We start from the raw sequence: 14,654 nt of genomic DNA, 5'->3' as shown, positions 1-14,654 counted from the left end.
CGCGGATTTCCTGTGGCGGGCTATACGGCTACATGGGACAGGATACGAATATTACTTGCCCAGCAGCGCAGCGCGTGGAGCTCCGCCCGCGCGGCCGCTATCGGCCTTGCGCGGAGCCTGCGGCTGCTGCGCCTTGGCTTCGGTGCGGTGTGCGCTGGCCGGGCGGTCGGAGCGCGGCGCCGCCGCTTGCCGTTGTCCACCCGGACGGCTCGGGCCAGCGGGCCGTGCGCCGGCGTTCTGGCGGGGAGCCTGACCGGGGCGCCCGGCGCGTTCGCCGCCGTTGCCGCGAGGGGAGCCCTGCCGGCGAGGCTGGCGCGAGTCTTCCTCGCGTTCCTGGCGTTCGTAGGCGGCGCTGCCGCCGGCTGGAGGCGTCCACCCTTGCACGGCCTGGCGCTCGATGGTCTTGCCGATGAGGCGTTCGATGCCCTTGAGCAGCTTGATTTCGCTGGCGTCGACCAGGGACACGGCGGCCCCCGTGGCGCCTGCGCGGCCGGTGCGGCCGATCCGGTGCACGTAGTCTTCAGGAACGTTGGGCAACTCGAAGTTGACGACCTGCGGCAACTGATCGATGTCGAGCCCGCGCGCGGCAATGTCGGTGGCAACCAGTACTGCAACGTTGCCTGCCTTGAAGCCGGCAAGGGCACGCGTACGGGCAGCCTGGCTCTTGTTGCCGTGGATCGCGGCTGCGCTCAGCCCGTCTTTGACGAGCTTTTCGGCCAGGCGGTTGGCGCCGTGCTTGGTGCGGGTGAACACCAGCACCTGGTGCCAGCCGCTTTCACGGATGATGTGGCTGATCAGGTCGCGCTTGTGATGCTGTTCGACCAGGTGCACCGTCTGGGTAACCAGTTCGGTAGCGGTATTGCGCGGGGTCACCGACACTTCGCCGGGGTTGTTCAGCACGCCACGCGCGAGGCTGCGGATCTCGTCCGAGAACGTAGCCGAGAACAGCAGGTTCTGGCGTTGCTTGGGCAGCAGGGCCAGCACTTTGCGGATGTCGCGGATGAAGCCCATGTCGAGCATGCGGTCGGCTTCGTCCAGCACGAGAATCTCGACGCCTGAGAGGTCGACGGTTTTCTGTCCGCAGTGGTCGAGCAGGCGGCCGGGCGTGGCAACCAGGATATCGACGGGCTTGCGCAACGCGCTGATCTGCGGGTTGATGTTCACGCCGCCGAACATCACCATGGACGTGAGACCAGTGTGCTTGCCGTAGGTCTGCACCGATTCGGCGACCTGGGCAGTGAGTTCGCGCGTCGGCGTCAGGATCAGGCAGCGCGGCCGGCCCGGCTTCTTGAGTGCAGGCTTCTGCTGCATGAGCAGATGCAGGATGGGCAGCGTGAAACCGGCGGTCTTGCCGGTACCGGTCTGCGCGGCGGCGAGCAGGTCGCCGCCCTTGAGAACTTGCGGGATGGCCTGCGCCTGGATGGGGGTGGGCGCGGTGTAGCCGGTATCGGCGATGGCGCGCAAAAGGGAATCGGCCAGACCGAGGTCGGCGAAAGAAATAGTGGCAGTCAAAACAACTCCAGCGGCAGCCTGTCGCTCAAGTTGAGAGACTCCAATCCAGGCGGTCGGGTAAGGAGAAAAGGAAGGCCCGCGTAAACGGTGTAGGGCCGGGCGTGGCGGCGATGCGCCAGCGTATGTGTGCCGATTGGTTAGACACACCGCCGCCATTGTAGCGCATGACCGCACGGGCCCCCTGATATTCTTCTGGACCGGGCAGGGGCGTAACAATAGACAGAGGCAGTTACATCGTGCGCTGGGCAAATCGCAGCGCGACCTGCTGTAATTAGGCCACTTTGGGCGCCGATGCCGCCGCAGGCACCGGCCATGTATCCGGAACGGAAGCACGACAATGACACTATCCCGCTGGTTGGGTCTTTCCATCATCGCATTCGCGGCCACTGTGCTGTCGGGATGCGGCTACAACAGCATTCAGGCGGCAGACGAACAGGTCAAGGCGGCCTGGTCCGAAGTGCTGAACCAATACCAGCGGCGCGCCGACCTCGTGCCTCAGCTGGTGAAGTCCGTGGACGCCTACATGACGCACGAGCGCGATGTGCTCAAGCAAGTCACCGAGGCGCGCAGCAGAGTGGGCAGCGTGCAGATCACGGCCGAACAGCTTGAAGATCCGGCTGCCGTGCAACGCTTCCAGGAGGCGCAGGGCCAGCTCACTTCCGCCCTGTCGCGCCTGATCGCGGTCTCCGAGAACTATCCGCAGCTCAAGGCCGACGGCCTGTTCCGCGACCTGCAGGCGCAACTCGAAGGCACCGAAAACCGGATATCGGTGGCGCGCGGCCGATACGTGCAGTCGGTGCAGTCGTATAACGTGCTCGTGCGCCAGTTTCCCGCCGTGATCACCGCCAAGATCTTCGGCTATGCGCCGAAGGCCAATTTCGGGGTGCAGGACGAAGCGGCCATTTCGCGCCCGCCGGAAGTCCGCTTCAGCAATGATGCTTCCGCTCCTCAACCCGCGCAGTAGTCGCTGGGCCGCGACGCGTCGGACGCCCGCCGTGTGGCTGGGCGCCCTGCTGGTGCTGCTCGCCCTGTTCATTGCAGCGGCAGCGGCCGCCGCGCAGCAAGCCGGCGCTGCCGCCGTGCCGGCCCTGCAAACGCGGGTCACCGATACGACCGGCACGCTGGATGCCGCGAGCCGCCAGGCGCTGGAACAACGGCTGGCCGCGCTCGAGCAGCGCAAAGGCGCGCAAGTGGCCGTGCTGATTGTGCCCAGCACGGCGCCCGAGACCATCGAGCAATATGCCTTGCGTGTGTTCGACCAATGGAAACTGGGTCGCCAGAACACCGATGACGGCGTGCTGCTCGTGGTGGCAAAAGAAGATCGCGCCGTGCGCATCGAGGTCGGCTATGGGCTCGAGGGTGCCATTCCCGATGCCATCGCCAGCCGCCTCATTCGCGAGCAGATAGTGCCGGCATTTCAGGCGGGCGACTATGCGCGCGGCATCGACGCGGGTGTGAATGCCATTGAAAAACGCATCGACGGAGAACCCCTGCCCGCGCCTGCAGCCGGCGGCACCGGAGGCGATCCCGGCGAAGACTGGCCATTCTTCCTGTTGCTGGGCGCATTCATGCTGGGCCTGCCGGCCTTTATCGCCGGATTGGCTGCGGCGGCGGCGTCCTGGATGATATTCGGCAGCTGGTGGGCAGCGGCGCTGGGCGGACTGGGCGGTTTTGCCATCAGTGGCCTGCTGGGCCTGCTGGGCATCAAGCAGCGGTTGGCAAATTCGCGTCGCGGTCGTGGCGGCCGCGGCGGCGGCGGGGGCGGGGGCTTCGGGGGCGGTTTTGGCGGAGGCTTCGGCGGCGGTCGGGGCCGTGGAGGCGGCTTCGGCGGGTTTGGCGGAGGCGGCGGACGCAGCGGTGGAGGGGGCGCGTCGGGTCGCTGGTAACCGCCTGGCGGTCCTTGGGCCCAAGCGCGCCGTGCTGCCGGTTTACGCGCTGGTTGGCTCGGGTAGCGCGCCGGCGGCCAGTACGCCCTGCTTCCATACGGCGACGTGGTGCTTGGCATCCGCCGCCTGGCGGATGTCTTGTGTGGGGTCGCCTTGCACGAGCAGGAGGTCGGCCATTGCCCCGTCTGCCACGATGCCGTGATCGGGCAAACCCAGCAAGTGGTGCGCACGCGAGGTCCCCGCCACCAGCGCGTCCACCGGGCTCATCCCGAATTCCACCATGTAGGCCAGTTCTTCGGCATTGCGCCCGTGGCGGTTGAACGGCGTGCCGGCATCCGTGCCCAGGGCAATGCGACCTCCCGCGCGGTAGTACATCTGGAACGATTCCCGATGCCGCTGTTCCACGGCGCGTGCTTTGTCTACTACGTACGCGGGGATGCCGCGGTCGGCGTTTTCGAGAATGTTGCGCAGCGCGGCAATAGTGGGTACCAGATACGTCTGGCGCTCGAGCATTTCATCCAGGCATTGCTGGTCCATGAAGATGCCGTGCTCGATGGAATCGATGCCGGCGCGCACGGCGTTCAGAATGCCTTCGGTGCCCTGGGCATGACTGGCCGTGCTTTTGCTGAATCGCCTCGCTTCATGCACGCCGGCGCACATCTCTTCGAAGCTGTAATGCGCGTCCATCGGGTTCACGCCGGGCGTCATGACGCCGCCGGTCGCCATGATCTTGACCAGGTCGCAGCCGGCGTGCACCTGCTCGCGCACGGCTTTGATGACTTCATCGCAGCCGTCGGCCACGCGGCCCGTACGATTGCCATGGCCCCCGGTCATGCAGATCATGCGGCCGGCCGCCCGTATGGTGGGGCCCGAAAACGCGCCACGTGCGATGGCATCGCGCACGCCGAACTCGAGATAGTCCTTTCCGCCGCAATCCCGCACTGCCGTGATTCCGCCACGCAGGGCCGCCTGGGCGTTTTCCAGTGCGGTCAGGGTGATCTGCGCGGGCCCCTGCCGGCTCATTTGCGCATGCGGATCGGCGCTGCCCGTGTACACCAGGTGCACATGGCAGTCTGCCAGCCCCGGCATGAGCGTCATGCCGTGCGTATCCACGCGCCGGCCTGCGTAGCCTTCGAACTGGGCCGCCGGCGCGATCCGCGCAATACGCGCGCCTTCCACCAGCACGGCGTGGCCGGCCAAGCGTTCGCCGGTGCCGTCGAACACCCATCCGCCTTCAAAGAGCGTTGCGTCGGATTCGTTCATGACTCCACCTCCAGGCCTTCGCGTGACATGACCTGCAGGCGCGGCATGAGGCCCAGCAGATGCCGCGTGTACTCGTGGCGAGGCGAAGCGAACAGCGCTTCGGTAGGCGCCACTTCCAGCAGTTCGCCATGACGCATCACACCGACCCGGTCGCACATCTGCCGGATGACGGGAAGATCGTGGCTGATGAACAGCATGGTCAGGCCGAGCTGCTCTTGCAGGTCTTTGAGCAGGTTCAGGATCTGCGCCTGGATCGACACATCCAGTGCAGAAGTCGGTTCATCGCAGATCAGAAAGCGCGGTCGGGTCGCCAGCGCACGTGCTATGCAGATGCGCTGGCGTTGGCCGCCGGAGAACTCGTGCGGATAGCGTTGCGAGGCGGCCGCGCCCAGCCCCACGATGTCGAGCAGATCGGCCACCACCTTGCGGGTTTCGGTTTCGTCGGCCGCCAGTTTGTGAAAGCGGATGGGTTCGGCCACGATGTCCAGCACGCGCATGCGCGGATTCAGCGATGAGAACGGATCCTGGAACACCATCTGGATCTGCCGGCGAAAGGCGTTCAAGGCTTTCTCGTCTTTCAGCTCGGTGAGATTGGTGCCGTTGAACACCACGGAACCGCTGCTCGGCGTGTAAAGGCCCGCAATCAGGCGCGCCACCGTGGATTTGCCCGACCCCGATTCGCCAACCAGGCCGAAGACTTCCCCCTGCGCAATCGACAGGCTGACCTGCTTCACGGCGTCCAGCGTGCGGCGGTTGCGCGCCAGGAATGCGCTCTTCAACACGAAGCGCATGCCGAGCTCGTGGGTCTGCACCAGCGGTCCGCCTGAATCGCCGCCGAAATCGCGGCGCTGACCGAGCCAATGGGTCGCGACGTCGAGCGGTTTGGCAGGCGTCCTGACGTCTTCGATGTAGGTGACCAGCGGAAAGCGGCGCAACTTCACATCGGGCCGCGGTACGGCTGATATCAGGCTGCGGGTGTAGGGGTGGTCGGGGTCGCCGAGAATCTTGGAAGTGGGCCCCTGTTCGACCAGCTTGCCGCGATACAGCACTGCCACGCGGTCGGTGACGTCGGCGATCACGCCCATGTCGTGGGTGATGATGATCATTCCCACCTGCTTCTCTTTGCACAGCCTGCGCAACAGGTCGAGAATCTGCGCCTGGATGGACACATCCAGCGCAGTGGTGGGTTCATCGGCAATGATGATCTCGGGTTCGCAACACAGCGCCAGCGCGATCACCACGCGTTGGCGCATGCCGCCCGAGAACTGGTGCGGGTACTGCTTGACGCGCAGTTCAGGCTGGTCGATGCCCACCTGCTGCAGCAGTTCCACGGCGCGGTGCTGCGCCTGCGAGTGAGTCATGTCCAGGTGCACGAGCATGGTCTCGACCAGCTGGTCTTCGACGGTCTGCAGCGGGTCGAGCGATGTCAGCGGATCCTGGAAGATCATGCCGATGCGGCGTCCGCGCACCTTGCGTTTCTCGTATTCGGGCAACGCGTCGATGCGTTGGCCTTCCAGCTTGACTTCGCCCCCGGCCAGGCGGCCTGGATATTCCAGCAACCCCATTACAGCGTTGCCGATGGTGGATTTTCCTGCCCCGGACTCGCCCACCACGCCGAGGATCTCGCCGCGCTCCAGCGCGAGCGATACCCCGTCCACGGCCACCAGCGTTCCGCGCCGGCTGGCGAACTCGATGCGCATGTTGTCAATGTCTAGCAATGCCATGACCGTCCTTCAGCGCAACCTGGGATTGAGCGCATCGCGCAGCCAGTCGCCCAGCAGGTTTACAGAGAGCACCAGCGCGACCAGCGCGATACCCGGAAAGATCGAAATCCACCACATGCCCGAGAACAAGTAGCTGTTGCCGATGCGGATCAGCGTGCCGAGCGAGGGCGCGGTGGGCGGCACGCCCACGCCCAGGAACGACAGCGTGGCCTCGGTGATGATGGCAATGGCCAGGTGTATGGTGGCTATGACCAGCACCGGGCCCATGACGTTGGGCAGAATGTGGCGGCGCAGGATAGTGAGCGGGCCTATGCCGATGAGCTTGGCCGCCTGGACATACTCTTTATTGCGTTCCACCAGCGTCGAGCCGCGCACGGTGCGCGCATATTGCACCCATCCCGAAATGCCGATGGCGAAGATCAGTACATACAGGGCCAGGTCGTCATGCATGTCTCGCGGCAGCAGCCCCCGGGCCACGCCGTCTATCAGCAGCGCGACCAGAATGGCCGGAAACGACAACTGCACGTCGGCGATGCGCATGATGATGGCGTCGACGCGTCCGCCTACGTAGCCGCTGATCAGGCCCAGCGACACGCCCAGCACCATGGAAAACAGCACGGAAGCGAACCCGACAAACAGGGAAACCCGCGAGCCGTAGAGAATCGCCGACAGGATGTCGCGTCCCTGGTCGTCGGTGCCCAGCAGGAAGTCGGCATTGCCGTCTGGATTCCATACGGGCGGCGTGTTCGCATCCATGATGTTCAGCGACGCCAGGTCGAACGGATTGTGCGGGGCGACGATCGGCGCGCACAGGGCGCCTGCCAGGATGGCCAGCGTGACAATGGCCGAGATCACCGCGCTGGGCGTTCGCCTGAAGCTGTACCAGAGGTCGCTGTCGGCCGCGCGGGCGAACCAGGGAGCTATGCGGGCAGTCATGATAGGTCCTTCACTTGGTCTGCACGCGCAGGCGCGGGTCGACCACCACATACAGAATGTCGACGATGAGGTTGATCATCACGAAGAAAAACGCGGTCAGGACCAGGTAGGCCGCCATGACGGGAATATCGACGGTGCTGATGGCCTGGATGAAAAGCAAGCCCATGCCCGGCCACTGGAATACGGTCTCGGTGATGATGGCGAACGCGATGATCGAACCCAGCTGCAGGCCCGTGATGGTGATCACCGGCACCAGGGTGTTTTTCAGGGCGTGCCTGAAATTGATCAGTCTTTCCGGCAGGCCTCGAGCGCGGGCGAACTTGATGAAATCCGAACGCAGTATCTCGAGCATTTCGGCCCGCACCAGGCGCATGATCAGGGTCATCTGAAACAGCGCCAGGGTGATGGCAGGAAGTATCAGGGCTGCCAGCCCCGAGCGGGTCAGCAGGCCCGTGGTCCAGCCGCCGATGGCGATGACCTCGCCGCGTCCGAAACTGGGCAGCCATCGCAGCTGCACGCTGAATACCAGTATCAGCAGGATGCCGATCAGGAAGGTGGGCAGCGAAATGCCCGCCAGCGACAGTGCCATGAACGCACGCGACAACACGCCATAGCGACGCAGCGCCGTATAGATGCCCATTGGGATGCCGAACATCAGCGCCATCAGGGCGGATACGAACGACAGTTCCAGCGTGGCCGGCAGACGCTGCTTGATCAATTCGCTGACCGGCTGGCGCTGGCGGTATGAAACACCAAAGTTGCCCACGGCCGCGTTGCGTACGAAACGCGCGTACTGCACGATGAACGGATCGTTCAGGCCCAGACTTTCGCGCAGTTCGGCGCGTTGCGCTTCAGTCGTGTCCTGGCCGACCATGCTGACGATGGGATCGCCGACATAGCGGAACATGGCGAACGCAATCAGCGCGACCGTGAGCATGACCAGTACCGACTGCAGCAGGCGTTGCCCGATGAAAGCAAGCATGAATCAGTATCCCGAAAGACCGGCGCCGCCGGTCCGTAATAAGAGCGTCGATGGGGCAGGCTCGAGCCGGACGCGCACGAGGCGCGGCTGGCGGCCTGGCGTGGCGGGACGAGCCGCGAGCCCGGACGGCCGGCCGCCCCGCGGCGGCTCTTGAAGAGGTGAGCCCCCTGAGCGGAAAAGCCCCGGGGGGCTTTTCCATAGGCATCGCGCGTCAGGGCATGACAACGTGACGCAGGTCCAGCACGTCATCGGCGCGTTGCACCACCTGCAGATTGTCTTTGATGCCCCATGACATGGGTTGCTGGTGCAGCGGCAGGTAGCCGTAGTCATTGCGCACGATGTCGAAGGCTTCCTTGATCATCGCGCTGCGCTTGGCCTGGTCGGTTTCCACGCCGATCTTGTCGGTCAGTTCGTCGACCTTGGGGTTGCAATAGCCGCCCAGGTTGAATTGACCAGCCGCGGTCTTGCTGTCGCGGCAGGCCGCCAGGTTCAGCAGCACGTTGTGAGCGTCGGTAGAACTGGGCGTCCAGCCCAGCATGTACATGCTGGTGTCATTGCCGGCCTGCAGCAGGATCTTGCCGAAGTACTTCGACTTGGTCTGCGCCAGCAGGTTGATCTTGATGCCTACGCGAGCAAGCATGCCGGCCACCGCCTGGCAGATCTTTTCGTCGTTGACGTATCGATCGTTGGGGCAGTCGAGCGTGACCGTAAAACCATCCGCATAACCTGCGTCGGCGAGCAGCTGTTTGGCCTTGGCCGGGTCGGGTTTGTAGGGCGATCCGAACGAGTCGTCATAGCCGTTGACCGAAGTGGCCACCAGCGAGCCCAGCGGCTTCGCCGCATCGCGCATGATCTTTTTGTTGATGGCCTCGATGTCTACCGCCAGCACCACGGCTTCACGGACGCGGGCGTCCTTGAATGGATTCTTGCCCTTGATATTGGAGTACAGCAGTTCGTCGCGATGCTGGTCCATGCCAATGAAAATGGCGCGGGCTTCGGGTTCGGTCATCGGCTTCACGCCCGGAGCGCTTTCCAGGCGTTGCCAGTCCTGCACGGGCACGGGTTGCACGATGTCCATCTCGCCCGAGATCAGCGCGGCTACACGTGTGGCTTCCTGCGTAATGGGTTGGAAGACGACCTCGTCGATATTGGTCTTGATGTTCTTGTCCCAGTAGCCGTCGTAACGCTTGAGCACGGTCTTTACATCGGGCTGGCGCTCGACCAGCATGAATGGCCCCGTGCCGTTGGCATGCAGGTTGGCATAGTTGCCCTGGTTGTCGCCTTTCACGTTGGTGGCTTCGGTGGTCTTGTTCTTTTCAGACCAGGACTTGCTCATGATGTAGAGGAAGGTCCACTCGCGCGGCAGAATGGGGTTGGGCGTGGGCGTGGTGACTTCGATGGTGTGGTCGTCGATTTTCTTGATGTCGGAAGCCTTGGCGCCGTACCCCTTCATATCGGACCCGGGAGTCAGGCTGCGCTTCCACGAGAAAATCACGTCATCGGCCGTGAAGGGCGTACCGTCGTGGAACGTCACGTTCTTGCGCAGCTTGAACACCCATTTCGTGGGCTCGGTGTTTTCCCAGCTTTCGGCCAGCAGCGGGGTCAGCTTCATCTCGCCGTCGTATCCGGCCAGCGTCTCGTAGATATTGCCCTGGAAGCCCAGCGTGAACGTCTCGTTCAGCGCCATGGGGTCCATGGACGTGGCGTCGCCCTGGTAGGCCCAGCGCAGCGTCTTCGCATGCGCGGTGCCTGCCAGCATGACGCCGCAGACGGCCAGTGCCAGCGCCGATTTCTTGATGAGTGGTGTGATACGCATAGCCCTATTTGCTCCGTGTGATGCGCGGATCGCGCGACAGAAGTGACAGGGCCCCCGCCCCTCTTGTGATTAGGCCGGGGGCTCGGCTTACTGCATTACGACAATGCGAGGCGTTGCAGGCGACGCGCCAGGCGCGCGCCCACGGGCACAAGCATGGCGGTCATTGCAAAGGACTTCGAGTTCACGATTAGCCGACCTCGGTGATTCAGTTGGAGCGGCAGGCGCCGTCCACTGTATCGAATCTTATAGAGGCAATGATTTAAGCGTCAATCGGTTTGACTTGGGGTTAGTACTTGGTTGCGGGCGGTGAAAAACACTGCCGCAAACCGGGTCAGTCCCGCGTCTGCGGCGCTTCGGCCCGCTCGGCATCGACCTCGTCGGACAGCATGCCGGCCAGTTCGGCGACGACGCGTTTGCGCCGTTCGTCATCTTCGTGGCCTTTGGCCAGAGCCGACCATTCGGGCCGGCTGCGCGCCTCTTTCAGTGGCTCGGGCAGCCGGCCCGAACGCCACGCGTCATCGGCGGGCTGGTCAAGGCGCACGGGGTCGCGAGCGGCATGTCCGCGGCGTTCCAGTGCAAGTATCAGTTGGCGCTGGCGCAGCGCAAGCAAGCGCAGAACGGCGTCATCGACGGTGATTTCCCGGTATCCCCGCAACCTGCCCAGCATGCGGCCGCCGAAGCGTTCCATGCCTTGCCACAGCCCGCCGGCAGCCGCGCCGATCAGCATGCCGGTGCCCAGGCTCAGGCCGGCGCTCAGCAGGTCGACGGCCGCGCCGGCCATCGCGCCGGCCGCCATGCCGGTGCCCAGTTGTATTCCCATGTCTTTCAGCGCCTGCGGATGGAACAGGTCCATGCGCCAGCGCGTGCCCTGCAGCGGCAGTTCGTCGTCGGCGTAATCGCTGCGGCGAAAGTTGTAGAGCGCCAGCAGAGCGTCGACGCAGGCTTGTTCGCGTTGGCGCACCTGTTCGCGCAGCCTGGCGGCATGGGCTTGCAGCGCGGCGTCGTCTGCGGGGCTGGCCAGGCGCAGGGACGCCACGTCGACCAGCAGATCGGCGGCCAGAACCCATGCCGCGAGGCGTCTTTCGCGGCGCTGAGCCATCAGGTCATCGGCCAGCCGGTTCAGCGTGGCCGCGTGCCTGTCCAGCAGTACGGCCAGCTTTGCGTAGAGCAGCCGATCGCCATCGAGCGGCGGAGCCACCGTATCGAACTCCAGGGCGGCGTGCAGTCCCAGCCGCGCCATGGCGCTGCGCCATTCTTGCGCACGGTGCCCCGGCGTGTTCACGAAGTTGAGCACGGGCAGCAGCGGACGCCCGCAGGCCGCGAGCAGGGCAAGTTCGTCCCGATGTTTGCTCAACACCGGATCGCGTGCGTCAATGACGTACAGCGCCGCATCGCAGTCCAGCGTCTTGGCCAGCACGCGTGCTTCTTGTTCGTAGCGCCGATGCGCCTCGGGGGATTCAAGAAAACGCCGGATGCGCGAAGGTCCGTCGCTGCGCGACCCCGGCTCTTCGAGGCGTTCCAGATATTCGAGCAGGGCGATGCTGTCTTCCATCCCCGGCGTATCGAACCATTCCAGCACTGGCTTGCCGTCGAGCCGCAGGCGGGCGCCCTCGACGTGGCGGGTCGTGCCGGGGCTATCGGCCACATCGCCGAAGCCGCTGTCCCGCGTCAGCGTGCGCAGCAGCGATGTCTTGCCTGTATTGGTGTGGCCGACAACGGCGACTTTGAGCATGGCGTCAGTCATCGCCGTTCTCCAGCCAGCGCAGTGGCTGATCGGCGTTGCGCACGATCGCGTTTGGCGCCAGCCCGGTGGCCGCCAGGCGGTCGCGCCAGGCATCCAGGCGCGTGGCGCCCGCATCGGGCGAGGGCTCGGCGTAGAACCATACCCGTGTCTGGCCAGCCTTGCCCGACAAGGCGGCGATCAGGTTCAGCGTGCCGCGGTCAGGCGTCTGCCGCGCATCGCAGGCGATCAAGAGGCGCCGGGCGCCGGCCTGGGCCAGCGCGTCCAGCAGTCGATTGCGTTGCTCCCGCCCGTCGAGGTTGCCGGCGTCCTGCACCGCCATCGGCAGGCCGGCCGGCGGCCAGGCCAGATCGGCAGGCAGTTCCAGCCCTACCAGCACCGGCATGTCGGCCAGATTGGCGAGGTCCGCAGCGCCGACACGCGGCTGGTGCAGGGGATCGACGGGCCGGTCTATACCGGTGGACTGGACCGGCGGCACGAGACGGTCGCGCAGCGCGGCATAGCCCGGCAGTGTGGCATCGATGCGCAGCCGCTGGCGCGCCCTTTGCACGCGCATCAGGCACAGTCCGGCCGCCAGGAGGCGCGGCAACACACCGTACACCGTGACGACGCCGATCAGCCACATCGACCATTGGGCTTGCGCCGCCGCGGGCAACACCTGGTAGTTGTCGCTGGCCCGCACCACTGCATCGGCAGGGCTGGTAAAGCCCAGTTGCGCGGGCAGCCATCCCAGGGCCCGGACCAGGAACACGAAAGCGTCCGGCTGGAGCAGCGTGGTGGCCCACACGAAACGGTAGCTCGCTGTCGACAGCATCAACAGCAGTGTGGCCAGCGCCGCCAGCAGGCCGGCCAGCCACAGCACATGGCTCACCGCCCCGAACAGCCAGCGCAAGGCTGACGCGCGCCCGAGCAGGTTCAGCAGCGCCTGCGGCACCAGGGCGGCATCCGGCCCCCGCGCGAGCTTGCGGGTGGCCCATAGCCACAGCCGCCCGAGGCCGGTGGAACCCCCGGGACGCAGCAGGAACGAAGCCAGCCACAGCAGGAAGGTGAAGATGTGGATGCCGAGCAGCGCGCCGACGGCCCACAGTACGTTCACGGGCCGGCTGCCGTCGCCCAGCGCGCCGGCGGCCGAGGCCACGCCGGCCAGCACGGCCACCAGCAGCAATATCGCAAGGCTGAACACGGCTCCCTGCCGCCATCGCGCCACCAGGCCATCATGGCCTTCGCGCTGCGCCAGCAGGCGTGCGCGCAGCAAGATGCGGTCTTCGAGGGCATCCGGCCCGTTGCGCGCCTGCCGCACGGCATCGGCGTCCTCGAGCGGGCCCCAGTGTTCTTCGCGTAGCCGGATGATCTCGGCCAGCCAGTGCGCCTGCCAGACCCGGGTGGGTCCGGAAACCGGCGTGGCGCCGGGTGCGGGGCTTGCCATTCAGCCGGCGTGGCCAGGGTTGCCTGGGGCTGCGCCGAACCAGTCATGCAGCTTGCCGCGGGCGCGCTGTTTGACGTCGTCGTTGATATAGAAGGCCACGGTGGCCAGGGCAGCCGTCATGACGCTGAGGTCGTCGGTATAGCCTACCAGCGGCGCCAGGTCGGGAATCGCGTCGAGCGGCAGCACGAAATAGCCCAGCGCACCGTAGATGACCCTGCGCGCCCATTTGGGCGTGGCGGGATCCTGGACGGCGTAGTAAAGCCACAGGGCTTTTTCCACGACCTGCCGGCCGGCCGACGAGGCATGGCGCGTCGCCTTGCGCCAGAAGCGGTGGTCGGAATAGGCCTTCTCGTGGGTGGGAGTGGCAATTGGCATGGTGGGTCGGGCAGTCGCCCGGTCTTCATGAGCAATGGCCCATTGTAGACCCCCGCCGGCAGGCGGACTACGGGGAGCGCCGGGTGGCCGCCCGGTACTGGCCCGGCGTGGCTCCCATGGCCTGGGCGAACGCCCGGCTCAGGTGGCTGGCGTTGCCGAATCCGCATGCCTGGGCGACGCTGGCGAGCTCGTCCGCGGTGGTGGTCAGCAGGGTGCGGGCCCGGTCCAGGCGGCGACCCAACACCCACGAATGTGGCGGCTCGCCGAACGAAGCATGGAACATGCGTGCGAAATGGTAGGTGGAAAGGGCGGCCACGCCGGCCAGTACGTCGAGTGTGAGCGGTTCGGCCAGATGTGCGTCGATGTAATCGCGCACACGCCGCCGCACAGCCGGCGCCAGGCCGCCCCGGGCGGCCGGCCGGGCCACCGATCGCCCGGTGCCCTGCGTCAGCAAATGGTGCAACACCGCCTCGGCGGCGGTGCTGGCCGCCAGGCGTTGCGCCGGCACGCTCCAGTCGGTGGCGAGCAGGGCTCGGCAGACCGCAGCCAGCGACGGGTCTTGGATGTAAGTGCGATCGCGCAGTTCGAGTTCGCGGGGCTCCCGGTCCAGGCGCATGACGGCTTCGCGCGCCATGCGCTGCGGTGCGATGTAGAGATGCAGGAAGCGGACTTCTTCGTTCATGCTCCAGCGAGAATGGTGCTGGTCCGGCAACACGCAGAATTTGCCCGCGCCGCCGCAGACATCGCGGTGTCCAAGGCGGAAACAGGTGTCGCCGCCCTCGAGGTACAGCGACAGCGTGTGATGCCCGGGACTTTCATAGTCGATAAGCGCGCGCCCCGCGCGCTGGTCTCGATTCCATTGGGCGACGGCCAGGCCCGCGCCCAGCGAAGCGGCGCGTTCAAGCTGCACGCTGACGTCGCGCAGGGTATGGAACACAGTGAAGTCGGCGGGTGCCGAGGCGGTCTGGCTCATGGCGTCTTCATCGTACGACA

12 protein-coding genes are annotated in these 14,654 nt (G+C 65.7%); 2 read left to right on the top strand and 10 right to left on the bottom strand.

The window, feature by feature from the left end:
- Window positions 1–51: 51 nt before the first annotated feature.
- Complete coding sequence (locus tag ACV17W_RS13170) at window positions 52–1,512, bottom strand: DEAD/DEAH box helicase (RefSeq protein WP_462592774.1); 1,461 nt, start codon at window positions 1,510–1,512, stop codon at window positions 52–54.
- Window positions 1,513–1,849: 337 nt separating this feature from the next.
- On the opposite strand from ACV17W_RS13170, the gene ACV17W_RS13165 reads away from it, so the two are divergent.
- Together ACV17W_RS13165 and ACV17W_RS13160 are read left to right on the top strand one after the other, a co-directional pair.
- Window positions 1,850–2,476 carry a LemA family protein gene (locus ACV17W_RS13165; protein ID WP_462592773.1) on the top strand — a complete coding sequence of 209 codons (627 nt, stop codon included), beginning with the start codon at window positions 1,850–1,852 and terminating at the stop codon, window positions 2,474–2,476.
- Window positions 2,448–3,398, top strand: coding sequence for a TPM domain-containing protein (locus tag ACV17W_RS13160; RefSeq protein WP_462596546.1), 951 nt, complete (start codon window positions 2,448–2,450; stop codon window positions 3,396–3,398). The genes ACV17W_RS13165 and ACV17W_RS13160 overlap by 29 nt, the downstream gene beginning before the upstream one ends.
- Window positions 3,399–3,440: 42 nt before the next feature.
- Here ACV17W_RS13160 and ACV17W_RS13155 read toward each other — a convergent pair whose 3' ends face one another.
- From ACV17W_RS13155 to ACV17W_RS13115, 9 genes are all read right to left on the bottom strand, one after another.
- Window positions 3,441–4,661, bottom strand: a complete 1,221-nt coding sequence (locus ACV17W_RS13155; RefSeq protein ID WP_462592772.1) for a metal-dependent hydrolase family protein — start codon at window positions 4,659–4,661, stop codon at window positions 3,441–3,443.
- Window positions 4,658–6,385 carry an ABC transporter ATP-binding protein gene (locus ACV17W_RS13150; RefSeq protein ID WP_462592771.1) on the bottom strand — a complete coding sequence of 576 codons (1,728 nt, stop codon included), beginning with the start codon at window positions 6,383–6,385 and terminating at the stop codon, window positions 4,658–4,660. Before ACV17W_RS13150 ends, ACV17W_RS13155 begins: the two co-directional genes overlap by 4 nt.
- Window positions 6,386–6,394: 9 nt before the next feature.
- On the bottom strand, window positions 6,395–7,321 hold the full coding sequence (locus ACV17W_RS13145) for an ABC transporter permease (RefSeq protein WP_462592770.1): 927 nt from the start codon (window positions 7,319–7,321) through the stop codon (window positions 6,395–6,397).
- A gap of 10 nt (window positions 7,322–7,331) precedes the next feature.
- The gene (locus ACV17W_RS13140; RefSeq protein WP_462592769.1) at window positions 7,332–8,303 is read right to left on the bottom strand and encodes an ABC transporter permease; all 972 of its coding nucleotides are present in this window, start codon (window positions 8,301–8,303) and stop codon (window positions 7,332–7,334) included.
- 211 nt (window positions 8,304–8,514) lie between these two features.
- Window positions 8,515–10,119, bottom strand: coding sequence for an ABC transporter substrate-binding protein (locus ACV17W_RS13135; RefSeq protein WP_462592768.1), 1,605 nt, complete (start codon window positions 10,117–10,119; stop codon window positions 8,515–8,517).
- Between the two features lie 331 nt (window positions 10,120–10,450).
- Window positions 10,451–11,863 (bottom strand): GTPase/DUF3482 domain-containing protein, encoded by a 1,413-nt coding sequence (locus ACV17W_RS13130; protein ID WP_462592767.1) that lies wholly within the window; start codon window positions 11,861–11,863, stop codon window positions 10,451–10,453.
- Window positions 11,856–13,286, bottom strand: coding sequence for a DUF2868 domain-containing protein (locus ACV17W_RS13125; protein WP_462592766.1), 1,431 nt, complete (start codon window positions 13,284–13,286; stop codon window positions 11,856–11,858). The genes ACV17W_RS13130 and ACV17W_RS13125 overlap by 8 nt, the downstream gene beginning before the upstream one ends.
- Window positions 13,287–13,661, bottom strand: a complete 375-nt coding sequence (locus ACV17W_RS13120) for a YkvA family protein (RefSeq protein ID WP_462592765.1) — start codon at window positions 13,659–13,661, stop codon at window positions 13,287–13,289.
- A 67-nt stretch (window positions 13,662–13,728) separates the two neighbouring features.
- Window positions 13,729–14,634, bottom strand: coding sequence for a helix-turn-helix domain-containing protein (locus ACV17W_RS13115; RefSeq protein WP_462592764.1), 906 nt, complete (start codon window positions 14,632–14,634; stop codon window positions 13,729–13,731).
- Window positions 14,635–14,654 lie beyond the last annotated feature (20 nt).

It is taken from the genome of Bordetella sp. MIP270_01_BMS (assembly GCF_054958705.1).
This window is presented reverse-complemented; position numbering and strand designations above follow the sequence as displayed.